The sequence below is a fragment of the Arminella tubonensis genome (assembly GCF_003240585.1).
Taxonomy (GTDB): domain Bacteria; phylum Pseudomonadota; class Alphaproteobacteria; order Rhizobiales; family Rhizobiaceae; genus Rhizobium; species Rhizobium tubonense.
Map to the genome: position 1 here is coordinate 1 of NZ_PCDP01000003.1, position 23,920 is coordinate 23,920.

At 59.3% G+C, this 23,920-nt stretch carries 23 protein-coding genes and 1 pseudogene; 6 read left to right on the forward strand and 18 right to left on the reverse strand.

From position 1 onward, the window contains the following. Together CPY51_RS04090 and CPY51_RS04095 are read left to right on the forward strand one after the other, a co-directional pair. Positions 1 to 206 (forward strand): annotated as a pseudogene (locus tag CPY51_RS04090) (winged helix DNA-binding protein); the annotation flags it as partial. 75 nt (positions 207 to 281) lie between these two features. Continuing rightward, positions 282 to 1,190: an SMP-30/gluconolactonase/LRE family protein gene (locus CPY51_RS04095; protein WP_111158776.1), complete on the forward strand. Its 909-nt coding sequence runs from the start codon at positions 282 to 284 to the stop codon at positions 1,188 to 1,190. Positions 1,191 to 1,211: 21 nt separating this feature from the next. Here CPY51_RS04095 and CPY51_RS04100 read toward each other — a convergent pair whose 3' ends face one another. The 5 genes from CPY51_RS04100 to CPY51_RS04120 form a co-directional block, all read right to left on the reverse strand. Further along, entirely contained in the window at positions 1,212 to 1,511 is a 300-nt protein-coding gene (locus CPY51_RS04100) for a putative quinol monooxygenase (protein WP_111158777.1), read from the reverse strand. A gap of 137 nt (positions 1,512 to 1,648) precedes the next feature. Continuing rightward, on the reverse strand, positions 1,649 to 2,032 hold the full coding sequence (locus CPY51_RS04105; protein ID WP_111158778.1) for a DUF427 domain-containing protein: 384 nt from the start codon (positions 2,030 to 2,032) through the stop codon (positions 1,649 to 1,651). Between the two features lie 79 nt (positions 2,033 to 2,111). Next, the gene (locus tag CPY51_RS04110) at positions 2,112 to 3,209 is read right to left on the reverse strand and encodes an NADH:flavin oxidoreductase/NADH oxidase (protein ID WP_111158779.1); all 1,098 of its coding nucleotides are present in this window, start codon (positions 3,207 to 3,209) and stop codon (positions 2,112 to 2,114) included. After that, on the reverse strand, positions 3,206 to 4,429 hold the full coding sequence (locus CPY51_RS04115; protein ID WP_195909420.1) for an MFS transporter: 1,224 nt from the start codon (positions 4,427 to 4,429) through the stop codon (positions 3,206 to 3,208). Before CPY51_RS04115 ends, CPY51_RS04110 begins: the two co-directional genes overlap by 4 nt. Positions 4,430 to 4,519: 90 nt before the next feature. Then, positions 4,520 to 5,101 (reverse strand): TetR/AcrR family transcriptional regulator, encoded by a 582-nt coding sequence (locus CPY51_RS04120; RefSeq protein WP_111158781.1) that lies wholly within the window; start codon positions 5,099 to 5,101, stop codon positions 4,520 to 4,522. A 222-nt stretch (positions 5,102 to 5,323) separates the two neighbouring features. On the opposite strand from CPY51_RS04120, the gene CPY51_RS04125 reads away from it, so the two are divergent. The 3 genes from CPY51_RS04125 to CPY51_RS04135 are packed head-to-tail and all read left to right on the forward strand — an operon-like array spanning position 5,324 to position 8,589. Further along, a complete protein-coding gene (locus tag CPY51_RS04125) occupies positions 5,324 to 5,938 on the forward strand; it encodes an NAD(P)H-dependent oxidoreductase (protein ID WP_111158782.1) in 615 nt (204 codons plus the stop codon). Beyond that, entirely contained in the window at positions 5,935 to 7,836 is a 1,902-nt protein-coding gene (locus tag CPY51_RS04130; protein WP_111158783.1) for a monovalent cation:proton antiporter-2 (CPA2) family protein, read from the forward strand. Before CPY51_RS04125 ends, CPY51_RS04130 begins: the two co-directional genes overlap by 4 nt. 9 nt (positions 7,837 to 7,845) lie before the next feature. Beyond that, the gene (locus CPY51_RS04135; protein ID WP_111158784.1) at positions 7,846 to 8,589 is read left to right on the forward strand and encodes a transporter substrate-binding domain-containing protein; all 744 of its coding nucleotides are present in this window, start codon (positions 7,846 to 7,848) and stop codon (positions 8,587 to 8,589) included. 94 nt (positions 8,590 to 8,683) lie between these two features. Here the strand turns inward: CPY51_RS04135 and CPY51_RS04140 are convergent, their stop codons facing one another. From CPY51_RS04140 to CPY51_RS04180, 9 genes are all read right to left on the reverse strand, one after another. Further along, a complete protein-coding gene (locus CPY51_RS04140) occupies positions 8,684 to 9,607 on the reverse strand; it encodes an ArsR/SmtB family transcription factor (RefSeq protein WP_111158785.1) in 924 nt (307 codons plus the stop codon). Between the two features lie 139 nt (positions 9,608 to 9,746). After that, entirely contained in the window at positions 9,747 to 10,571 is an 825-nt protein-coding gene (locus CPY51_RS04145) for a carbohydrate ABC transporter permease (protein WP_111158786.1), read from the reverse strand. After that, positions 10,571 to 11,407 (reverse strand): carbohydrate ABC transporter permease, encoded by an 837-nt coding sequence (locus CPY51_RS04150; protein WP_111158904.1) that lies wholly within the window; start codon positions 11,405 to 11,407, stop codon positions 10,571 to 10,573. Before CPY51_RS04150 ends, CPY51_RS04145 begins: the two co-directional genes overlap by 1 nt. Positions 11,408 to 11,524: 117 nt before the next feature. Beyond that, positions 11,525 to 12,793 carry an ABC transporter substrate-binding protein gene (locus CPY51_RS04155; protein WP_111158905.1) on the reverse strand — a complete coding sequence of 423 codons (1,269 nt, stop codon included), beginning with the start codon at positions 12,791 to 12,793 and terminating at the stop codon, positions 11,525 to 11,527. 161 nt (positions 12,794 to 12,954) lie between these two features. Further along, complete coding sequence (locus CPY51_RS04160; protein ID WP_111158787.1) at positions 12,955 to 14,046, reverse strand: ABC transporter ATP-binding protein; 1,092 nt, start codon at positions 14,044 to 14,046, stop codon at positions 12,955 to 12,957. An 83-nt stretch (positions 14,047 to 14,129) separates the two neighbouring features. Next, complete coding sequence (gene arfA, locus CPY51_RS04165; protein ID WP_111158788.1) at positions 14,130 to 15,650, reverse strand: arabinosylfuranosidase ArfA; 1,521 nt, start codon at positions 15,648 to 15,650, stop codon at positions 14,130 to 14,132. Between the two features lie 136 nt (positions 15,651 to 15,786). Beyond that, positions 15,787 to 16,023 (reverse strand): BrnA antitoxin family protein, encoded by a 237-nt coding sequence (locus CPY51_RS04170; protein ID WP_111158789.1) that lies wholly within the window; start codon positions 16,021 to 16,023, stop codon positions 15,787 to 15,789. 116 nt (positions 16,024 to 16,139) lie between these two features. After that, on the reverse strand, positions 16,140 to 17,108 hold the full coding sequence (olsE, locus tag CPY51_RS04175) for an ornithine lipid hydroxylase OlsE (protein WP_111158790.1): 969 nt from the start codon (positions 17,106 to 17,108) through the stop codon (positions 16,140 to 16,142). A gap of 168 nt (positions 17,109 to 17,276) precedes the next feature. Continuing rightward, the gene (locus tag CPY51_RS04180; protein WP_111158791.1) at positions 17,277 to 18,932 is read right to left on the reverse strand and encodes a phosphoethanolamine transferase; all 1,656 of its coding nucleotides are present in this window, start codon (positions 18,930 to 18,932) and stop codon (positions 17,277 to 17,279) included. Between the two features lie 233 nt (positions 18,933 to 19,165). Between CPY51_RS04180 and CPY51_RS04185 the strand changes: the two genes are divergently transcribed. Beyond that, complete coding sequence (locus tag CPY51_RS04185; RefSeq protein ID WP_111158792.1) at positions 19,166 to 19,606, forward strand: response regulator; 441 nt, start codon at positions 19,166 to 19,168, stop codon at positions 19,604 to 19,606. A 189-nt stretch (positions 19,607 to 19,795) separates the two neighbouring features. On the opposite strand, the gene CPY51_RS04195 is transcribed toward CPY51_RS04185, so the two are convergent. From CPY51_RS04195 to CPY51_RS04215, 4 genes are all read right to left on the reverse strand, one after another. Further along, a complete protein-coding gene (locus tag CPY51_RS04195; protein ID WP_111158794.1) occupies positions 19,796 to 20,539 on the reverse strand; it encodes a COG4280 domain-containing protein in 744 nt (247 codons plus the stop codon). A 61-nt stretch (positions 20,540 to 20,600) separates the two neighbouring features. Next, positions 20,601 to 21,362 carry a phosphatase PAP2 family protein gene (locus tag CPY51_RS04200; RefSeq protein ID WP_111158795.1) on the reverse strand — a complete coding sequence of 254 codons (762 nt, stop codon included), beginning with the start codon at positions 21,360 to 21,362 and terminating at the stop codon, positions 20,601 to 20,603. A 280-nt stretch (positions 21,363 to 21,642) separates the two neighbouring features. Then, complete coding sequence (locus tag CPY51_RS04210) at positions 21,643 to 23,136, reverse strand: HAL/PAL/TAL family ammonia-lyase (RefSeq protein WP_111158906.1); 1,494 nt, start codon at positions 23,134 to 23,136, stop codon at positions 21,643 to 21,645. Positions 23,137 to 23,140: 4 nt separating this feature from the next. Then, the gene (locus tag CPY51_RS04215) at positions 23,141 to 23,911 is read right to left on the reverse strand and encodes an ABC transporter ATP-binding protein (RefSeq protein ID WP_111158797.1); all 771 of its coding nucleotides are present in this window, start codon (positions 23,909 to 23,911) and stop codon (positions 23,141 to 23,143) included. Positions 23,912 to 23,920: the final 9 nt, after the last annotated feature.

Sequence of the window (23,920 nt, forward strand, 5' to 3'; positions counted from 1 at the left end):
GCAAGTCGGGCAAGGAAAAGATGATCCAGACCACCGACAGGGGTCTTGAGGCGCTAAAGCGCTACTCCGAAATCCGCGAGCGCCTTCTGGTGGAGGCAACGAAGGTCTCGGGTCTCTCCCAGGGCGACCTCTCCGACATCGCCTCGCACCTGAGAGCGCTGTCCGGCTATTACGAACAGGCGGCGAGGTCGGCCGCCACGTTATAGGCTCTTTATAGAATCGGTTCGATCTCATAGGCTGGTTTCCGCCCGCGGGATGACGGGTGAAGAGAGGAAATATCTATGAGCCACTATGAAATCCTCGATCCGCGTTTTTCGGCGTTGATCAATGGATCGGCCAAGCTCGAGCTGTTGTGGACCGGCGGGCGCTGGACGGAGGGACCCGTCTACGTTCCCGCGGCGCGCCATCTTGTCTGGTCGGACATTCCGAACGACCGGCTCATGCGCTATGACGAAGTCAGCGAGGTCGCCAACCTGTTCCAGACCCCCTGCGGGCATCACAACGGCCACACGCTCGATTTCGAGGGTAGGATCATCGCCTGCGAACACAGCGGGCGGCGGGTGAGCAGACTTGATCATGACGGAGAATGGCGAACGCTTGCCGATCGTTTCGAAGGCAAGCGCCTGAACTCACCCAACGACGTCGTTGTCAAATCCGATGGATCAATCTGGTTTTCCGATCCGACGTACGGCATCGACAGCGACTACGAAGGCTACGCGGCAGCGTCTGAGGTCGGCGCATCCAACGTCTACCGGATCGACCCGGCCGCTGGTGCCTTGTCGCTGGTGGCAAGTGACCTGGTGAAACCGAACGGCCTTGCCTTTTCCAATGATGAGCAAACGCTTTACGTCTCGGATACGGGTGCGACCCACGTGCCTGGATTGGCAGGTACGATCCGCGCCTACCCCGTCACTGAGGATGGTCGGAGCCTTGGAGAGGGCAGCCTGTTCGCCACCTGCGATTGCGGTCTCTTCGACGGCTTTCGGGTTGATCGCCACGGCAACATCTTCACCTCGAGCGGCGATTCCGTTCGCGTCTATGCCCCCGACGGCGTGCTGATCGGCCGGATATTGGTGCCGGAAGGCGTCTCCAACCTGACCTTCGGCGGGCCGCGACGCAACCGGCTCTACATCACAGCGACGACCTCGCTCTACGCCATCTATGTGAACAGCCGCCCGGCCGCTCGCTGAAGACGCTGAGCAAGGGCGATCTCAGGCTGCGGCGAGGACGTGAACAGCGGCAGAGGCGAGAAGATCTTTGGTCTCTGCCGAATAGGCTGCCATGTGCGGAGCGGCGCCATGGGCCTTCAACGCCGCCATGCTTTCCCATTTTTCGACGACGACGAACGTATCCGGGCCATAGGCCGGGTCTGCTCCCTCGACGTCGATGACGGGGGCGTACTCGATACAGCCCGCTTCTGCCTTCACAGTCGGGACGATACGCTTGAAGGCCTGGAGCAGAGCACCGCGCTTGCCGGGGACGGCGGTGATGATGGCGAGGACGTGGATCATGATGGTTCCCTGATTAGATCACGAGCAGATCTGGATGAAGCATCAATGCTATGTCCTCAGTGCTCGCGCAACAGCACGTCGCCTCAAAACAGCCTCATGCGAGCGGACACTTTCTGCTTCGTGGGCGACAAAAATGGTCAGGCTGTGGCGGTGACCTCGATGCTGTCGACACGATTGGGATAAAAGGCCATGTGATCCTTGATCTCGGCCACCGCATCATAGGGGCTTTCGTAGGTCCAGATGGCATTTTGCGAGCGTTCGCCACCAGCCGGGATGCTGTAGTAGGAGCAATCGCCCTTGTATGGGCAATAGGTGCGGTGATCGGTGCGCGAAAGCTGGGACAAATCGACATCCGCGCGCGGAATATAGAGCACGGCGGGATGGCCCGCCTCCTGGAGAGACAGGGCGTTGCGACTATCGGCAACCACCCGCCCGCCGGCAGACACCACGATGTGCGATGCGGCGTGGCTGATGGTGATCGGATGGTCGGGGCCTGGAATCTTGATCGTCTTTTCCGTCATAGCGCTGCTTCCTCGATTGCGAACGGTTGAAAGCTAGAAGTGGGACCGCCGCATTGCGGCCGCAATGCTCGCGATTTGCTTAAGACGTACGAAAGAGATTGGCATGCTCGCGCGGCGGCGCGCGCCAATAGGAGGGCGGCGCATCCACCGTTGCACCGAGTTCGGCAGCGGCGTGCCAGCCCCAGCGCGGATCGTAAAGGACACCGCGAGCAACAGCTATGAAGTCGGCCTTTCCGCCGGCGATGATCTCTTCGGCCTGTCTGGCTTCGGTGATCAACCCGACGGCAATGGTGGGAAGGCCCGTTGCCTTCTTGATGGCTTCGGCAAACGGAACCTGGTAGCCGGGGCCGGCTGCGATCTTCTGCAATGGCGAGATGCCCGCCGATGACGTATCGATCCAATCGACGCCCCGGGCTTTCAATTCCTGGGCGAAGGCGATGGTCTGGCCGATGTCCCAGCCGCCCTCGATCCAATCAGCCGCAGAAACCCTGACGCCGAGGGGTTTGTCCGCCGGGAAGACCGCCCGCACGGCATCGAAGACCTCAAGCGGAAACCGCATGCGGTTTTCCAGTGACCCACCATATTCATCGGTACGATGATTGGAGATCGGCGACAGAAATTCGTGCAGCAGATAGCCATGCGCGGCGTGGACCTCGAGACCATCGAGGCCGAGGTGCTCCGCACGTTTCGCGGCTGCGACAAACGCGCTGCGGATACGGGCAAGACCCGACGTATCGAGAGCAAGCGGTGGCTGGTCTCCTTCGTTCTGCGGTACGGCCGACGGAGCAAAGGTTTCCCAGCCGCCTTCGGAAAGCGGGATCGCGTGCCCGCCCTCCCATGGAACATGGCTCGATGCCTTTCGTCCGGCATGGGCAAGCTGCATCACGACAGGCGTTTTGGATACCTGGCGCACGCCCGCAAGCACCGGTTTCAGCGCCGCCTCGGTTTCGTCGTCCCAAAGCCCGAGATCGCCGTGGGTAATCCTGCCGGCGGGTTCAACCGCCGTCGCCTCGATGAACAGTATGCCCGCGCCCGACAGGGCGAGGCCACCGAGATGGACCAGATGCCATGCCGTCGCCTTTCCGTGGTCGGCAACATACTGACACATCGGCGAAACGACGATGCGGTTGGGGACAGACAGCCCGCGAAGTGAGATCGGAGAAAACAAGGCGCTCATGAGCTCTTTCCAACTGATGATTGAAGGGATGGGAGCGATTTGCCGATGCGAAAGGCGAGCAGAACCGCGGCGATACTCAAGGCTGCAATGGCCATCGCGCCAATGTCGATGGCAAAGGCGAGGCCGCGCGCCGTGGCGATTGTGCCGAGCGCGAGAGCGACGATGCCCTGGGTCAGATAGGCGACGAGAAACAGCGCTGAAAGCGTCCCGCCCCGGTGATGGGCTGGGGCGTTGGCGCTTAGAAGGTTCAGGCCTCCAGAAAACAGTAGGCTGTAGCCCATGCCCGCAGTGGCTGCGGCGGCGATGAATATCGGCAGGGCGTGCTCGGCCGCCGACAGCGCGAGAAGCGCCACGGCGACGGCCGATGCGGTGCCACCGACGAGGATCGCCGTCGTCGATGCCAAGCGTCGCGCCGGTATCGTGGCCGCGCCGGCAACGACTGCAAAGAGAGCGATGGTTGCGCCGTTTATCAGCGAATTGGACGAACCGATGAGGTCATGGGCGATCTGGGCGCCAAGTGACAGGACCACCGCACCCAGCGCATAGGATGCCGTCACCGCAATGGTCGCGGAAGAAAAGATGTCCCGGATGCCCTTGGGGACGACGATTGCTTTCGGCCTCCAACGACCGCGCGCTTCTGCCGAGGTATGCCGCGGTAGGAACCAGGTCGCTGCAAAGATGGCAGTCAGCACGAACAGGAGAAACCAGAAATTCAGGCGGGTCGGGAAAGGCGCGTATTCGATAAGCCCGCCGCCGACGAGCGCCGCGCACATCAGGCCCAATGCCTGCGCCGCCGTGGTGACGGCGCCGGCGCGCTGCGACTGGCCCGCCGCGCTAAATTCGACAACGGCTGCGGCGGAGGGGCTGGCCGAAAGCCCGACCCCGAGGCCCATGAACGCCCGGCCGATGAAGACCCAAAGGATGCTCGGCGCGATGGCGAAAAGCAGCACGCCGAGCAGCGATCCCGAAAGCCCAAGCAACATGGTGGTCCGGCGGCCGATATAATCCGAGAGATCGCCAAAGCCGAGTAGCACCATGACGACGACGATGGGATAGATCGCGAAGATGGCGGTGGTGACCGTTGGCGTCAGGCCCCATTCCGCGGCATAGAGCGGATAGGTCATCGCCGGAGCCGCACTCGTCCAGAGAGTATGCGCGACGACCGCCGCCGAAACCCAGAAGCTGGCGCGACGGCCGAGTGTGAACGAAGAGGTTTTCATGATCATGCTTTCACGCCGCTTTTGACGTTGGTGATGTCTATAGAGACAAGGGGGAAGCGCCGGCCGCATACCGCCGCTCTTAAAAACCGGTCAGCGCAGGATCGTTGTAAACAGAATTCGTTTGAAACGATCCACCGGTGCAGGGTTGCGCTCGGCCTTCGCCAAAAGGTTTGCACCCTGCAGCGACGAGACGATGAAGGCGGCGACTTCCTCACACTCGAAATCCGCGCGCAATTCGCCGGCTTTCACCGCAGCCTCGAGGCAATAGGTTATCGCATCGCGAATGTTGTCGAATATCCTCAGCAGCTTGTCTCTGATCGGCTCGCTGTGGTCGGTCGCCTCGGCTGTGAAGTTGCCGAGCATGCAACCGTTGCGCATATTGTCCTGGTTCAGGCGATTTCTGCTTGTCTCTATATAGTCTGCGAGCCTCTGAAGCGGCGGAAGCGCATCGTTTCTCAGCGTGTTACGGATGACCGCATCGCTCCTTGAGAAATAGAGATCAATCACTTCCAGGCCAAACGCCTCCTTGGAGACAAAATGATTGGTGAACGAGCCTTGAGGAACGCCAGCAGCCTGAACGATGTCGCGAACGGAGGCGTTCGCGAAGCCATGCGCGTGAACGACGCGCAGGCCCTCCGTCAAAATCTTTTCCCTATGGGATGGCTTTGCCATATCCTAGTCCCTCACTAAGGCGCCTTGATCATTCCTATATGGACGTCCGTATTGGATTTTCAAGGATGCCGAACCGACGTCTTGGTGGCGCTGGATCGGATGGCTCGACGGGACGCCGAGCATCAGGCTTGGATAATACTCCCTCGAACGGCGACAGTGACTTGACGCGGCAGGCGAAACGACAACAGTTTGTCGCTTCTTCCCGATATTGGCCGAGGTTCCATGGCGCGAGTACTTGTTCTGTTTATACATCCCGGCCAGCGCCATTCCAGGGTGAATGTGGCAATGGCCAAGGTCGCGAAATCGGTGGATGGGGTCACCTTCGTCGACCTCTACGCCGAATACCCGACCTTCAATATCGACATCGATCTCGAGCAGGCGCGTTTGCTGGAACATGACGCGATCGTGTTTCAGTTCCCGATATACTGGTATTCGACGCCCTCGCTTATGAAAGAGTGGGAAGATCTGGTTCTCGAATACGGCTTCGCCTATGGCCACAATGGCGACAAGCTAAAAGACAAGATATTCTTTCCCGTCGTCACGGCGGGCGGCCCGCAGGATGCCTATGGAGTGGCCGGCCGAAACAATTTCACACTGCGCACGTTGCTATCGCCGCTGGAGCAGACGGCGAATCTTTGCCACATGCGCTACATACCACCCATGGTGCTTTTCTCCGCGCACGACTCCAATACCGATGGACGGGCGGAGCATCATCTCGCGGCCTATCGCACTTTGCTGGAGGCGCTGCGCGATGATCGCTTTCATCTCGAAAGAGCGCGTCAGGCCGAGCTGCTCGATCATCAGAATCTGCCTATTCATCAGGGGGATGAGCGATGAACGGATTTGTCTTCCAGGCTTTCGTCTATCTCCTTGCGGCTGTCGTCTCGGTGCTCGTTGCCAAGCGGCTCGGCCTCGGATCGGTCCTCGGCTATCTCATTGCCGGCGTTCTCATCGGCCCGGTGTTACACCTTGTCGGCAATGAGACCGAGGACCTGCAGCACTTTGCCGAGTTCGGCGTCGTGATGATGCTGTTTCTCGTCGGCCTGGAATTGCAGCCCCGCGCGCTTTGGGAGATGCGCGCCAAGCTCTTGGGGCTCGGTGGCTTGCAGATTGTCGCGACGGCAGCGCTCGTCATGGCAATCAGCATGATGCTCGGCCAAGCCTGGAGCGTGTCGCTGACGGTCGGCTTCATTTTCTCTCTATCGTCCACGGCCATCGTCCTCCAGACGCTCGGCGAAAAAGGGCTGCTGAAGTCGGATGGCGGACAGTCGAGCTTCTCGGTCCTATTGTTCCAGGATATCGCCGTCATTCCGATGCTGGCGTTGATCCCGCTATTGGCACTGCCCGAACTCAGCCATCTTTTGCAGAGTGCGCCAGGCACTGCCGGTGGCCATGAAACAGCCCGACTGCTGGAGGGCCTGCCCGGTTGGCAGATCACAATCATCACGATCGCGGCGGTCTCCTTCGTCGTGGTCGCCGGCCATTACCTATCGCGGCCTATCTTCCGGGTCATCGCCGCCTCCAAGCTGCGTGAGATTTTCACGGCAGCCGCACTTTTGCTGGTGATCGCCATCGCCCTGTTGATGACGCTGGTTGGCCTTTCGCCGGCTCTCGGCACCTTCCTCGCAGGCGTCGTGTTGGCAAACAGCGAGTTTCGCCACGAACTTGAAAGCGACATCGAGCCCTTCAAGGGACTATTGCTTGGCCTGTTCTTTATCACCGTCGGCGCAAGCATCAATTTCGCACTGCTTTGGGCAAACCTTGCGCTTGTCGTCGCGCTGACACTCTGCCTGATGGCGGTGAAGGTCGCGGTTCTCCTGGTACTCGCCCATCTGTTCAGGCTGCGTGGCTCCGACAAATGGCTGTTTGCGCTTGGCCTTGCTCAGGCGGGTGAATTCGGCTTTGTTCTGCTTTCCTTCACGGTACAAAATGCCGTCCTTCCTCAGGAACTCGCAGCAATCCTTTTGCTCGTCGTCGCGCTTTCGATGATGCTGACGCCCGCCCTGTTCATCGTCCTCGACAAGGTTATCATGCCGCGGTTCGATCGGCAGCAGGCCGAAGAGGCCGACGACATTGCTGAGCCGGCAATGGTCATCATCGCCGGCCTCGGGCGGTTTGGGCAGATCATCAATCGCGTTCTTCTCGCCAACGGCCACAAGACCATTGTTCTCGACTATCAGGCCGATGTGGTGGAGGGCTTGCGCAAGTTCGGTGTCAGATCCTTCTTCGGCGACGCAGGCAGGCCCGATCTTCTGCATTCGGCCGGTCTTGCCGAGGCGAAGCTTCTGGTTGTGGCGATCGACGATACCGACCGCTCAGTGGAAATCGTCAGGCACGCGCGCCGCGAGAATCCGGACCTGCACATCATCGCCCGGGCCTTCGATCGCAATCACGTCTACCGCCTTTATCAAGCCGGTGCCGACGACATCGTGCGTGAGGTCTTCGACAGCTCGGTGCGCGCGGCCGGCTATGCTTTGACGGCGCTCGGCATGCATCCATACGAGGTCGAGAAGAGCAAGGCGGTGTTCGTCAGGCAGGACAGGGCGGGACTGCGACAACTCGCACCCTTGTGGAAGGAAGATGTTCCCGTCTTCAACAATGCGGAATACATCGCGAAGGCCAAGGAGATCAACGACCTGCTGGAAGCCGCGATGCTCGGAGACCGCAGCGCGCTGTACGACAAGACTGAGCGCGGCTGGACGCCGCCCGATGTTCTGGCTGCCGAAAAGGGATGAGGCAAGAAGATGCAGTATAGTGAAGACGTCGCGCGCGAACTTGTTCCAACGGGCGCCCTTCGGGTTGGCGTTGTGGCGGCGCCCGCCCTGTCCGCACTTTTTGTCGTCTATGACGAGGAAAGCAGAACCTATCGCGGCACCACCGTCGACCTGGCGCGCGCCCTAGCCTCCGAGCTTGGCGCCCACCTGGAGATCAGCTGCTTCATGAACTCGGGCGCCTGCACCGATGCACTTGAAGCCGGAGCGATCGATGTCAGCTTCATGCCGGTGGACGACGAACGGCGCAAGCGGGTCGCCTTCGGACCTGCCTACTACATCATCGAGAGCACATACCTCGTGACCGCCGCGTCGGGAATAACAAGCCTGTCGGAGGTGGACCGCGAAGATGTGCGGGTCGTCGGCGTTGCCAACACAACGACCATCCGAAGCGCCACGCGCACCCTGACCAGGACGGTGCCGCAGGCCGTCAACACCATCGCCGATGCAGTCAAACTCGTGCTGAGCGGCCAGGCCGACGCGCTGGCGCTTTCTCGCGATGCCTTCATCACGCTGCTCCCCCGATTGCCCGGCGCCCGCGTGCTGAAGGGAGGTTTCCAGTCGACCGGAATAGCGATTGCGGTCGGACGTCGAAAGCCCCGCGCGCTGGCTTATGTCAGCTCCTTCATGAATGAAGCCAAGACATCGGGGCTGGTACGTCAGGCCCTCGACAAGGCGGGCTTCGAGAGCGAGCCGGTTGCGCCGCTCGATAGCTAGGCTAATTTTAGCAAAACTGCGTAGCGTTTGCTCGAATTGCGCAGAAACAAAAAAGAGAAAGCGTTTTCGCGATTCGAAGAAAAGCGGAAATGCGCTAGAAGAACAGCGACATGACGATATCCTGATCGAAGTCGCCGAAACCCTTGCCGAAGATATTCAGGCCACCGGGATTGCCGGCGCGCTCGTCGATGCCGATGCGAAAGCGGATCGAATGGTGGTCCTGCAGCCCGAGCGAAGCGATCGTCTGCGTCGACACCATGCCGCCGTCGATCCAGGTTCCCTGGTGATCGATCGTCCAGGTCTTGAGCTTGCCGTATTGCGATCCGCTGAGCTTCCACCAGCTTGGGGAATACATCCCGCGCCGATCGCCGAAATCGCCGGGAGATGTCCAGTGGCCGGCCTTGGCGCCGTTGACCCAGATCGAGATGTCTGACGGCCAGTTGGCATTGGTCGCCGGTGTCTCGGAACTGAGCTCCGCAGAGAACTCAACCTTGCGGATCGGACGGCCGCTGACCTTGGCATTGTTCGGAAACTTATATTCGACATAGCCGCGCGTGAACCACAGAAGTGCTGCTTGCATGCGCTGCGGATCGAGAAAGACCTCCTGCACATCGAGCATGCCGATGACGTTGTTGACAGAGCAGAGGCCGCAAGGCGGTCCGACCTCGAACTCGGTAAATAGTCCGATCGGCATGCTGACGGTAACGATATCCTGCGACAGGCTGGTACTGCGATTGTCGAAGCGGATGAGGATCTCGCCGTAGACGCTGGAGCAGATCTTCTGGTTGCCCTTTGCTGCTTTCATCGTATGGGTCTCGATGAGGCCGGCCTTTTCCAGAGACTTTATATTGGTTGCCGCAGTCGATTGCGGGATCTTCATACGCGCGGCGATATCGTTGACGTTCAGGGGGCCTGCGGTGCGCAGAAGGTTGAGGATCTCGATACGCGTCACGGAACCGAGCGCCTGGACGATTTCCGCATCCTTGACCGGATCGACTGTTAAAAGCTTCGTCTCCATGTCGAACCGTCATTTCCCCGGACCATTGCGGCTTCTTGGCTGATATCACGCCGACGCCCGGTTTTCCTACAATTTTAAAGGCTCCCGGCCCGCGACCAGGGAGAGAAGCCGCGGGCCGGCAACGGGTGACGACGCCAGCTCATCCCTTGATGCCCGAGGAGAGCATAAGTGCCTGCGTCACCCGTTTCTGGAACAGCAGATAGGCTATCGCGACCGGCATGGCCGCGAGGATCGCAACCGCCATATCGCGGGCATATTTGATGCCGAACGCATCGTCGACCTGGGTGATGCCAACGGTCACCGTCATCGTGCTTTCAGAGTTGGAAATCAGGAACGGCCACATGAAGGCATTCCAGGCCATGATGTATGTAATGATCGCAAGCGCAGTGGTTATCCCCCAGTTCAGCGGCAGATAGAGCCGGAACAGGATCTGGAATTCGCCGCAGCCATCGAGCTTTGCCGCTTCCCGCAACTCCTTGGGCACCGAATCGAAGAACTGCTTGTAGACAATGACGACGACGGGGACGATCAGTTGCGGCAGGATGATCCCACCCCAGCTATTGACCAGACCCAGCTGGTTCATCAGCACGAACTGCGAAATGATCAGCGCCTGCGACGGAACCATGAAGCTTGCCAGGATCACGTAATAGAGTGCCTGCCGCCCGGGAAAAACGATCTGCGACAACGCGTAGGCGCACATCATGCTGATGAAGACGACAACCACGGTGATGCTGACCGAGGTCACCAGAGAGTTGACATACCATGTGCCCAGATTGGTCTGGAACACTGCGAAATAATAGGCGGAGAAGTCAAACACCTTCGGAATGAAAGTCGTGGTCGTGATCACGTCCTGCTCAGGTTTCATCGAGGTGACGATGGCCCAATAGAGCGGGAATGCCCACAGGCAGGCTATGAACAGCGTTAGCGCCAGCAACAGCAAATTGCCGATCGAGCGTCCCGGCATCACCTGGCTCCCCTCACCCTTAGCAACTGATACTGCAGCACCGAAACGACCACGATGATCGCGAACAGAACCACGGCGATCGCCGAGGCAAGGCCGCCATGATTCAATCCGAAGCCCTCGCGATAGACCAATTGCAGCAGGACATAGGTCGAATTGAACGGCCCGCCCTGCGTCAACAGATAGATCTGGTCGAAGATCTTCAGCTGCAGGATAAGCTGAAGCGTCAGCACCAGACCGGTCACCGGCCAGATCAGCGGCCAGGTGATGCGCCGGAACGCCTGCAGACGCGTCGCGCCGTCGAGCGCCGCTGCCTCATAATAGTCCTGCGGGATATTTCGCAGACCGGCGATGAACAGCAGAAGATTGAAGCCGTTGGTCCACCAGACGGTGACGAGCGCGACCATCGGCATTGCCCATGTCGGGTCGTGAAAAACGCTGACGTGGTGTCCGGCGAAACGCTCGATAAGGTTCTGGCCGATACCGAACTGCTGGTCGAGCACCCATTTCCATATCTGCGTGACGACGGAAACGGGCAGGATATAGGGCAGGAAGAAGAACACGAGAACCAGGCTCTGCAGCCAGCCTTTCAGCCGCACCACCATCAGCGCCAACCCAAGCCCGATCAGCGTATTCGGGATGACCGTCAGAACGACAAAATAGCCGGTGTTCCAGACTGAGGTGAAAAACAGCTTCTGGGTCATCAGCTTGGCATAGTTGGCAAGGCCAACCCACTTGCCCTCCCCGATCAATGGCGCGTCGGTGAAGCTTAGCGCGAACATCTTGTAGACGGGATAGGCGAATACGACGACATAGATGATCAGGAAAGGTGCGATCATCAGGGTGACGGTAAGGGCCTTCTTTCGTCCTTCGCTTGCAAACACGGCATATTCCTCCGGGCACTGGGTCAGCTAACCGGGGACGAATGCCCCCGGTTGGCTACGGCGACTTGGGGATTACTTCTGGCTCTCGAGCTCTTCGCGCATCTGGTCGATCGCCTCCTTGGGATCGAGCTGGCCGTTGAGCGCTGGAACGACGAAATTCTGCGTTGCCTCGTAAATCGGCCCGGCAACGCCGGCAAGCGGAGAGATCGGATCGTAGACGGCGGTATCGGCAAGCTTCGAATAGGTCGCGTTCGGCTGCAATGCCTTGAACTCGGCGCTGTCGGTGACCGGCTTGTAGGCCGGGATGTGGCCGGCGCCCGCCCAGGAAATGCTGTTCTTGTTCATCCAGGATATGATCTCGAGGACCGCTTTGACCTTTTCCTCGGAGATCGGCTTGACGGTGCTGTTCGGGATCGCGAAGGAATGCGAATCCGCCCACGTCGCCTGCTTGCCCATGAGGTTCGGAATTTCGATGGCACCCCATTTGAACCCGAGCTGGCCCTTTTTCTCAAGATCGATCATCGTCGGCACTTCCCAGACGCCGTTGATGTGCATCGCGGCCTTGCCCGACGTGAACAGCGCAATCGATGCCTGATAGGAAATGAGCTTTGGCGAATAGCCGGACTGCACCCAGTTGGCCATTGTCTGCAACGCCTTGAGGCCGGTGTCGCCGGGCAGGATGCCGGTAGCGTCCATGAATTTTCCGCCCTGCTGGGCAATCAGCGTGTAGAACACCCGCCACATCGAGCCGCCTTCGTCGGTGTGCAGCGAAAGCGGATATTGCGCCTTGCCCTGCGCCTTCAGCTTGGCGAGCGCCGCGTTGAAATTGTCGAGCCCATCCAGGCCCTTCGGCAATCCATCATCGCCGAGCAGGCCCGCATCCTTCAGCATGTCCTTGTTGTAGTAGAGAACAATCGAATGAACGTCGAACGGGATGCCGTAGACCTTGCCGTCGGCGCTTGCCGAATTCCAGGCGGCATCGACATAGTTTTCCTTCGATATGCCGGCAGCCGCCAGCTCTTCCGGCGTGAACGGCCGCAATATCCCGGTCGGCATGGCCAGCGGATAGCGGGAAATGTGGTAGGTCATGACATCGGGCTGCTGCCCGACAGCTGTGGCGGTCTGAACCTTGGTGTAGAAAGGCACGCCCCATTCAAGCGTGGTCGCATTGATCTTGATATCGGGATGTGTCTCGTTGAATTTCTGGATCAGCGCCTTCATGCGGACACCGTCACCGCCACTTAGAAAGTCCCACCAGGTGATGTCCGTCTGGGCAAAAGCCGCCGATGTCGGCAGTATGGTCAAAGCGGCCGCCATGGCCAATTTCAACAATCGCTTCACGTCTGTCTCCTCCACGATACAGGGCATCATTGCCATATGAACCGGCCTGCTCCACCAAGCCGGGAAACCTTGCTATCGCCGTCACGCAAGAGCCGGCGCCAAATGCTGCTTCCAAAACAGTTTTTACACGATATACACGGTATATACCCGAATTTTAGATATCATCTGACACGGCGGCCATCGTCCGCAAACAGCAGTACGTTCTCGGGCGATATATTGAGGAACACCGCTTCCTTCGGACGCGGACGGCGGTCGCCACGGCACTCGACGGTCATCTCGGTTCCCGTATTGGTCACCCCGTGCATGTAGGCAATGCCGCCCAGCTCCTCGGTGAACTCGGCTCTCACCTCAAGCGCGATCGGCGCCTCCCGATCTCCGAGCGCAAGCTGTTCAGGCCTTACCCCGACGAAGATTTTGGCGCCGGCCGTCGGCATGCCGTCGCGCAGTTCGACATTCATGGATTGGCCCGGCAGATCGTCGAGCGTGATCGTGGCGCGCGAACCGTCGACGCTTGACACTTTTGCACTGAGGAAATTCATGCCCGGCGAACCGATGAAGCCGGCGACGAACATGTTGTCCGGATCGCGGTAGAGATCGAGCGGGGCGCCCGCCTGCTGGACCACGCCTGATTTCAGGACAATGATCTTGTCGGCAAGCGTCATCGCCTCCACCTGGTCATGCGTGACATAGACCATCGTCGCGCCGATCTGGCGATGCAGTCTTGCGATCTCCATGCGCATTTTGACACGCAATTCCGCATCGAGATTCGATAGCGGCTCGTCGAAGAGAAAGACCTTCGGTTGGCGGACGATCGCGCGGCCGATGGCCACTCGCTGGCGTTGCCCGCCGGACAATTGGCTCGGCTTGCTCTTCAGATATTCCGTCAGACGCAGGATCTCTGCTGCTGCGTTGACCCTTTCGGTGATCTCCGCTTTCGGCCGTCCGGCAACCGACAGGCTGAAGCCCATGTTCTCGAACACCGTCAGATGCGGATAGAGAGCGTAGGACTGGAACACCATGGCGACGCCGCGCTTGGACGCCTGCGTGCGGGTGACATCGGCACCCTCGATCTCGATGCGGCCATCGGTCGTTTCCTCCAGCCCGGCGATCATCCGCAGCAACGTCGACTTTCCGCAGCCCGAGGGGCCAACGAAAACCGCGAATTCCCCTTGAGCAATCTCGATATCGACGCCGTGTATGACCTTCAGCGAACCGAACGACTTGCTGACATTCGTCAGCTCTATTCCGGACATAGGCTAGATCCCTCCCGAGATAATTCCTCCAGAAAGCCCGGGCCGCGGCCTCCACTGCCACTGCCCGACCCCTATACGTCGTCTCAGGCCATCGACACGGAGAGAAGAATGAAATGGTAGGATTTTGGCGCAAGAGCCCCGACCAGGTTGCCGTCGTCATCGATCTGCAAACCTGAGCCCTTGCGCGGCTGCACCCGGTTCTGATTGTCGACGGTATTGCCGGCGCGCAGATCGTCCTCTGCCATCATGGTGTGCTCCTTGATCGTGACGCCTGAAAAGCCCTGCAGCGCAAGGTTCAGGTCAAGCGACTGATCAAGACTGCGGTTGAGCGCGAAGACCGCGATGCTCTTCCCGCCTTCGTGCAGGACCGCGGAAATATCCAGATAGGGAACGTCCTGCGCCACCTCGCAATTGTAGGTAGGACCCGATGTCGCGACGTTCAACGCGGTACCGCGGCCGTATTTCGAGGCAAATTGCAGGGGATAGTAGATTGTCTGGCGCCAGGCCGGGCCATCGGTGCGGGTCAGGATTGGCGCGATCACGTTGACGAGCTGCGCCATGCAGGCAATCTTGACGCGGTCCGAGCGGCGGATGAACACGTTGAGCAGCGATGCCACAAACAGCGCATCCTCGAGATTGTAGACCTCCTCGAGCAGGGCCGGCGCTTCCGGCCAGTTCCAGCTGGCAATACGCTCACCGTCTTCCTTGCGGTCGTGATACCAGACGTTCCACTCGTCGAAGCAGATCTTCACGTCCCTGTTCGAGCGCTTCTTCGCCTTGATGTAATCGATGACGCCGCCGATGGTGACGATATAGCGATCGAGATCGATCGCCTTGGCAAAGTAATTCAGCGTGTCGTTCTCTTCATTGCCGAAATATTTGTGCAGCGAAATATAGTCGACGCTGTCATAGGCCTGATCGAGAACCGTCGCTTCCCATTCGGGATAGCTCTTCATCTTGTCGTTCGATGAACCGCAGGCGACCGTCTCCAGCGTCTTGTCGAAATATTTGAATGCCTTGCTGACTTCGTTTGCCAGATGGCCGTATTCGGCAGCACTCTTGTGCCCGACCTGCCAGGGTCCGTCGAGCTCGTTGCCCAGGCACCAGATGCGGACATTGTGCGGATCCTTGTAGCCATGCTTGGCGCGCAGATCGCTCCAATAGGTGCCGCCGGGATGGTTGCAATATTCAAGGAAATTGCGCGCGTCATCGAGCCCGCGGGAGCCAAGGTTCATCGCCAGCATCATCTCGGTATTGGCAAGCTTGGCCCAATCGGAAAATTCGTTGACACCGACCTGGTTGGTCTCGCGGGTGCGCCAGGCGAGATCGAGGCGGACGGGGCGCTCTTCGCGCGGGCCGATACCGTCTTCCCAGCGGTAGGCCGAGACGAAGTTGCCGCCGGGGTAGCGGACGATCGGCATGTCCAGATCTCTCACATAGTCAAGAACGTCGCGGCGGAACCCGTTCTCATCCGCACTGCTGTGGCCGGGCTCGTAAATGCCGCTGTAGACCGCGCGCCCCATGTGCTCGAGAAAGGATCCGTAGACGCGCTTGTCGACCGTGGAAACGGTAAAGTCCTTGTTGATGACTGCCTTAGCCTGCATCGGGTTTCCTCGTTTTATTGATGTTGCTTTTTTTCGAAGCTATGATGAAGGCATATTCATTGCAAGTTTTTTGTTTTATATCATTTTTTCGGATACGATTAAGCAAAGCTCGACCTTAGCACCGAACGGTTCATCATCAGTCGCTGATTTTTCCCTTGAGCGCTTCTCGCAATGCATCGTTCAGCCGATCCTGCCAGCCGGCACCATCCTGCTGAAAATACTCAAGTACGGCTCTGTCGATCTTTAGCGAAACCAGCTCTTTGGCGCTTGGCAGGGCGCGTTCGACTGCCGGTGCCGGTGCCTTTTTAGCTGGCTTGAAAAGCGCTTCGGCCGCATCCATCGGGTTTATCGGTCGGCGTGGGGGATTTGCCATCGTGTCATTATCCTTTCGGCCCGCATCATCGCGTGATGACGCCGAGCTTTCCTGTCGCTTGTAATGGAGTGTCCAACTTCGACGGATTGGTCAATATCCGCCGATCAAGCAGGCGTTCAGGCCTGCTCGGATTCGCTTGTCTCTGCGATGCGCGACGCCTCGTCTTTCACCCTCTTCGGCGCCCGGCCGAGAATCTGTCTGGCACCCTTGGCCGAGAACGGTTGCGCAAGCTGTGCGAGGAACCCCTTTGCCACGCGGCCGCTGATGCCGATATCGACTGATGATGGACGTGGCGGGTTGAAATAGGTCCCGAAAACCTGGTCCCAAAGCACAAGGTTCTCCCCATAGTTGGTATTTCCCTCGGCCAGCAGTCTCGAGTGATGCCAGCGATGCAGGCGCGGGGTGCTCAAAATCCAGTCCAATGGCCCGGTCCGGACATTGAGATTGCAATGGGTCAGAACGCCGATGAATGCGGTCACGGCGCCGATCCACAGAAAGACTGGCAATGGTGCGCCCAGCAAGTAGAGCGGTATTTGGCTGAGAACGATCTTGAAGAGCGAATCGACGAAATGGAACCGTCCAGTGTTGACGACCCAAAGGCGTTCGACGCTATGGTGCAAGGCGTGAAACCGCCAAAGCGAGAGATTCTCGTGAGCGAGGCGATGGGCAACATAAAGCCCGAGTTCGGCAATGATAAGCCCGAGGATTGCCTGCGCAAAAAGCGGCCACTGATCGGGCCAGAAAGACCTATGCGCGGTAAACAAGGGCAGTGCCACTGTGGCGACAGCCATGGGGAAGGAGGTCCCGATGGCGGCGGCGATCTGAACCGTACCCTTGTTCAGGAGCGTATGAGCGAAATCGTTGAAGGTTTCCCCGTCGTGCGACAGCCATGTCTGCTCATAAGGCATGATTCGCTCGGATATGCCGATGAGGATCACGATGGAGAGATAGTTCACATTGAACCAAAAGAGCGGCCAATGCGCCTGGAATGCGAAATAGGCACCCGCCAGGCCGCCAGCGAAGAAGGCTGGCCATAAGAGGCAGGAGACGATTGTATAAAGACGCCCACCATTGGGTCTAGCCATGCCGTGATCCTCAGCGTCGCGAAGAAATTGCCGCTCTCGGGCAAATAGCGCCGAGCGTCACGACGAACTATCTACCTCGACGGACCCCATCATTCCAAGCCCTCTGGCTAAACAACAGCATTAAAACCACAAGACATCTTCAGTGACCTGATAGGCACACCACGTCGTCTATCGGGCGCTTGCCAGCGCATCAGGCGGACGACGGCACGGGGCGAAGACGTCCAGTGATGGATCGTAGACCTTGGTGGCAACGTCCATCAGTCCGAGTACGCTGTGAAAGAAATTGTCGTGGGAATAGGTCGCACCGGCATGGTTTGAGAGGCAGCTCATGTCGTATCCCGCCGACTTTGCCAGATCGTCCGCCACCCAGACCAGAAACGGAACACGCGTCTGATGGTCCGGCGCGAGGAGATAGGGGGTGCCGTGCAGATAAATTCCGTTTTCACCGAGTGACTCGCCGTGATCGGAAACGTAGACCACGGCGCCGGCCATCGTCGTCGAGCGCTCTTTCAGCTTGTCTATGACGGTCGCGACGACATGATCGGTGTAAAGGATCGTATTGTCGTAGGCATTGGTAATCTCTTCAGGGGTGCAGCTGCCGAAATCATTTGCGCGGCAATCCGGTTTGAAGCGACGGAACTCTTCCGGATAGCGCTCGAAATAGGCTGGGCCGTGGCTGCCAAGCTGGTGCAGGACCAGCACGCTGTCTCCCTTGACGTGGTCGAGCCAGTTGTCGACCTTGTCGAGCAGAATTGCATCCAGGCATTCGCCTGCATTGCAGAAGCGTGGATCGTTCAAATTGGGAAGATATTCGTAAGGAACGCGATCGGTCACGTGATAGCTGCCGGTGTCATTGTCGAGCCACGACACGCCGACCTTCGCATGGCCGAGCACATCAAGCAGATTTTGCGTGGCGAGTGCCTTCCTGTGCGAATATTCTGCTCGCGTATAGATGGAGAACATGCAGGGGATCGATGTCGCGGTCGCCGTTCCGCAGCTGCTGGTATTCGGGAAATAGACAACGTCCCGCTTTTCGAGCTCGGGATTGGTCTTGCGCGCATAGCCGCCGAGCGAAAAATTGGACGCACGTGCCGTTTCGCCGGCGACAATAATCGTCACGCGCGGCTTGCCGCCGGCATTCACCCTGTGAGCATCGGTGCCCAGGGGTGCCGCGACGATATTGGAATCCTTCTCGGAGCCAACGGCGTAGCTAACCGCACTGTTGATCGGCATGAAAGGATTAAGCGTCGACACAATGTCGCGATGCGCACGGCCGACGCCGGCAAACGTCTTGTAGCAGCTCAGCCCAGCGACGGCGAAGATTGCAAAGCACGACAGGATCACAGCGGTGTTGTGGGCAAGCTTCGGCAATATCCGACGATGATCGATCCGCACCCACGCGACCAGCAGTGAAGGCAACAGGCCCGTGAGCAACAGGTGCATGGCAAAGCGGAAGGTAATCAGGTGTCCCGCCTCGGCGCCGGTCGAGACCGCTGCATTTCTAATCATTTCCTTGTCGACGATCACACCGAACTGATCGTTGAACCACGATGCCGACGACGCCACGAGAATGAAGAAAATGAGAATGGGCTTTGTGACATACTTCGCCGAAAACAGCGTGACCACAGCCATGAAAAGCGCTGAAATACCAATGACGAAGGCTGCAAGAGCCAGCGGATCGAACAGCAGGTAGCCATAGGCCTTTACCCAGAAAGTCCGGTTGGTGACCACTAGCAGATAAAGCGTGGTCAAAAGGCAAAGCGTAACGCTACCCAGTCTCGGGCGGGCTAAAACTGCCCCGCCCCTGTTGGCACGATCTTTCAACTAGCTGTCTCCGAAATGCTGTGGCGTGCGGAACCGGTGGCGATCCCAGCGTGGCGACATGTCGTCCACCCGGACCACCGAGGCACGCGACCTTGCCCGCCTTTTCTGACATTTACCTGAATAAAGGCGACAATAAGATTGGGCGTTCTGCGGTCAAGGGGCAGAGACGTACCTTCAGGTGTTTGTCAGCATTACCAGTCATCGTCCGAGGTCGCAATAAATGGAGCATGTCGTTGCGAATACTCTTGGTCGAAGACAACATCCTGATCGGCAACGCCGTGCGCGACCATGTCGCGGCGGACGGCTGGGAGGTGGATTGGGCTACGGACTTGATGATGGCGACGAAGGCCGTGGACCAGACGCGCTACGCGGTCATCCTTCTCGATCTTCGCCTGCCCGATGGCAGCGGTCTGGATCTCCTACGGCATCTTCGCAATGGATCACGCTTGATGCCCGTCATCATTCTTTCCGCCTACGATCAGATCTCGGATCAAATCGAGGCGCTTCGCATCGGCGCCGTTGACTATCTGGTCAAGCCTTTCGATCTCAGCGAACTCATTTCGCGGATCAGTCGAATTGCCACCCCGTTCAAACTCAACCCTTCGATAGACCGACCTGACGTCCCTGCAGTGGAAGTTAGCTGCCGTCACCCTTTCGCGCCGCCGCTCGCGTAGCCCGAGACAAGCTTGCGCCAAGAATAACAAGACAACCGAACAGGAAGACAATTGCGACGACGAGTCCGTCGATGTGGGCGACTTTGACGGCGGTGATCGCTGCTAGGACGAGCGCAAACGCCGCCAATGCCAGGGCACCGTCATCGACGAACAGGCGAAGTATTTCAGCCGCGACGTTTCTAAGGCCGCTCACAGGACCACCAAGCTGCCGGCACGACGGCGCAACGTGCGAACTGCAACGAGGGAAAATATCGCCAGGACCGCCAATATTCCAAGCAGCGATATGTCCGCCCCCGGCCAATCTGCGCCCAGCCCTTCTCCGATCCAGAAGATTCCGAAAGCGCTCAATAGCAGCCCGACCACGAACTTCAGGCTGTTTTCAGGAACCGTGGACAACGGTTTGCGCAACAGCAACCCGATGCAGCCAACCACCAGGAAAGCCAGAGCCGCACCACCACTGGCATATCCGATCAGGCCGTTTCCAGCCCCAGTTGCGATAACGATAAAAACCACCTCGACGCCCTCGAGCAGAACCGCCTTGAAGGCAACGGTCCCCGCAAGCATCTCAGCCCTTCTATCAGCGGATTGCCGCGCAAGGCTATCGACCTCGGCACCGAAGGCCTTGGCTTCGTCATGGAGTGCGATGAACCCGGAGGCCCGCAGGATCGCCTTTCTAAGCCACCGCAGGCCAAACAGTATGAGAAGCGTGCCGATAATAAGCTGGATAAGGTCGAGGGGAATAAGACCGAGGAGAGGACCGAGAAAAACCACCAGCGCGACCAGCACCGCCAGCGCCACTGCCGACCCGAAGAGAGCAGGCCGCCAGCCTTGCGTGATCCCGACCGCCAGAACAATCGTAAATGCTTCGACGACCTCCACGAAGGAGCCGAGAAACGACGCGATGAATGCAGAGGCGACCGTCGTTGCTGTCACGCCATCATTTCCGTTTGAACCTGCCTATAAACATCTTTTCATATTGCCGAGTGAAAGCAAGCTAGGCAACTTCACGGGGTTGTCGCATGGTCTCGGCGACGACGAGCACGCCGGCAAAGATGACCAGGGAGGAGAGCCAACCCAGCACCGCATCCGACAGATAATGCGCGCCGGTTAGAACACGCAATGTCGGGATGGAGATCGAAATTACGGCCAGAGGCAAGCCCACAGGCAGTCGCCAGCGTGCCGGCAGGAGCAGGATAAGACAAAATAGCCAGCCGGCGGAAGAGGCCTCGCCTGAAATGAAAGAGCAGTTCTTGAGACATTTTCCGGCGAACGAGCCCGCTTGGACGAAATCGAGATTACCACCGAAAAGCAGCGTGTTGCGAGGCCGTGGACGGCCCGAAAAGCTTTTCAGGATAAGGTTTACCAGCACGCCGCAGCCCATCGCCAACGAGACCAAGGCGGCGAGGCTCATCTTGACCTCAGGCGTTTTCCAATCCTTCCCTAGCCGCCGCCGCGACATCACGATCAGCCCTAACAGGATGGCGATTGCTATGTAGGGCAGTGCCAGGAACACAGTTCTGGCCGCCATGAAAAACGGGTTCTTGTCCAACTGGAATGCACCGCAGGTCTTGCTGATCGCATCCAGTACGCCGCAGTCACGCTGCGAGAAAACGCTGCGCGCGGCGGCAAGGTCGAGTTCGGGAAATCTGTTGAAGATGATGAGCAGGACCCACCAAAGCGCGAATAGCGTCAAGAACGATGCAAGTGCCTTGCTGATCCACATGGATCTTGTCAGGGAGCCCGCATAAATCTGCATCTCGAAATTCGACCTTCCGCAATTGACCGCCAAAGGACAATGGAACGCCAATTCGTTCGACCGAACGAAATCGTGCCATCCTAAGTCCAAGCTGGACTAGGGCAGAAGGCTGACAGGAGCCTGAAGGAAGGACCGATTGTTGATGAAATGTCGGGCAGATCGCACGCTGCGGGGCTGCGGTACTGCATTGTTCACTTTCGTGATCAGGATATGGTTGTTGAGGCAAGGTTTCAATCGGCGGTCTGGATAGAGCAGCCTGTCAATATCGAGATCGGGAACGTCAGGTCGCCGCAGGAGGGGCGCCTTCGCGTAGAAGCGCACGCAGCGCTTCCATGTCGGAGCCCAATGGCCGGTCGTCGGCATAGTGGGCAACGCGGTCTCGCACCATTTCGTAAATCGCCCCCGTGCCAGCGGCGCGCGACGCTGTACCAGCGAGAAAATCATGGGCTTGCGTTGCAGCCATCAGCTCGATTGCCAGGATATATTCGGCATTGTCGATCACGGCGAGGAGCTTGTTTGCGGCGGCGGTGGGGTGGGCGAGGAAGTCCTCCTGAAGCGCCGAAGTCAGTCCGCCATCCGTGCTTGCCGGCGCGGCCAGACGACGGTTTTCGTTGCCGAGCGCCGCGGCGGTGTATTGCGCGATCATCAGACCGGAATTGCTGCCAGCGTCGCTTGCCAGAAAAGCCGGCAGGCCGCTCACCAGCGGATTGACGAGCCGATCCATGCGTCGCTCGCTCATTGCACCGATCTGGGCCAGTGCGATCGCCAGACTGTCGGCGGCAAGGCCAAGGGCCGGCGACACGGCGTGTGCCTCGGAGGACACCACCGGGTGCTGCGGCGTGCCCGATACTGCCGGATTGTCTGTGACCGAAGCGAGTTCCTGATCGACCGCGCGAGCCGAATTGTCGAGCACATCGCGCGCGGCACCGTGAGCATGCGGGATGGATCGGAGGCTCAAGGCATCCTGCGTGCGTTTGCCGAAGGCCGCGGCGATGATGCCGCTTCCCTCAAGCCTTTTGCGCAGCGACGCCCCGACCATGGCCATGCCCTTCGAGACCTTGAGCGCCAGGACCGTCTCGTCAAAGGCCGCCATCTGGCAGCCGGCTGCTTCCAGCGTCAGCGCGGCAACTGCGTCTGCCCAATCGAGCAGCCGTTCAGCGCGAGCAAGCCCTACGCTCGAAAGACCGGTGGCGCATGCCGTGCCATTAACGAGGCTGAGGCCTTCCTTGGCCCCGAGTGTCAGTGGCGAAAGGCCGATCGCCACCAGCGCCTGGCCGCCGCTCATCGGCGTGCCGGCGACCTTTGCCCTGCCCTCACCGATCAGAACAAGCGCCGTGTGGGCATTGTGCGTCAGATACCCAGCCGAGCCTTTCGAGGGGATGTCGGGAATGCAGTCCTTTTCAAGGAAGGCCGCAAGATGCCGAACCACCTCGGGGCGGACGCCTGAGTAACCGTGAGCGAAATTGGCGATCTGTGCTGCAATGATGGCACGCACTTCGCGCGGGGCGAGCAGATCGCCAACCCCGCAGGCGTGGCTGAGAATGATGTTGCGCGAAAGCCTGGTTTGGGATTGGCGGTCGACGACCGTGTCGGAGAGAGCGCCGACGCCGGTGTTGATGCCATAGGCGCGCACGCCGGTCTCGACGATACTGGCAACGACCTTGCTCGCATGCTCGACGCGCGCCCAGACGGCCGGTGCCAGCGACAGGCCGGCGCCCTCCGCCACCTTGGCGACATCGCGCCAGCGAAGGACGGTCTCGATGGTCACGGTCATGATATCAGCTTCCGAAATGTCCGATGAATTGGCGAAAGGCTGGAGATGCGCCACCGCCGAACATTTCGTCCGGCGTGCCAGTGCTCTCGACCAGGCCTTCGCGCATGAATACGACGCGGTTGGAGACGTTGCGGGCAAAGCTCATCTCGTGGGTGACCACCAGCATGGTCATGCCCTCCTCCGCCAGTGCCCGCATCACACGCAGCACCTCGCCGACCAGTTCGGGATCGAGTGCCGATGTCGGCTCGTCGAACAGCATGACCTTCGGCTTCATCGCAAGCGCCCGGGCGATTGCCGCACGCTGCTGCTGGCCGCCGGACAGGTGCGCCGGATAGGCGTGGCGCTTGTCGACAATGCCGACCTTTTCGAGCAGCGTTTCTGCTTCTGCGACGCATTCCGCCCGGGGACGCTTCAGGACGTGCAGCGGCCCCTCGATCACGTTTTGCAGGATGGTCATATGTGACCACAGATTGAACGACTGAAACACCATGCCGAGTTCGGAGCGGATGTGGTCCACCTGCTTGTGGCTTGCAGGGCGGCTCTTGCCGCCCTTATGGACCATGCGGATCAGCTCGCCATCAACCCAGATCTCGCCATCATTGGCGATCTCGAGCAGATTGATACACCGCAGAAACGTGGATTTTCCCGAACCGGATGAACCGAGCAGGGAGATGACATCGCCATCCTGCGCCTCGAGCGAAATGCCGCGCAGCACCTCGTGAGTGCCGAAGCTCTTGCGGATGTTGCGGACCGAAAGTCGGGTTACTCCGGGCATTGTGTTTCC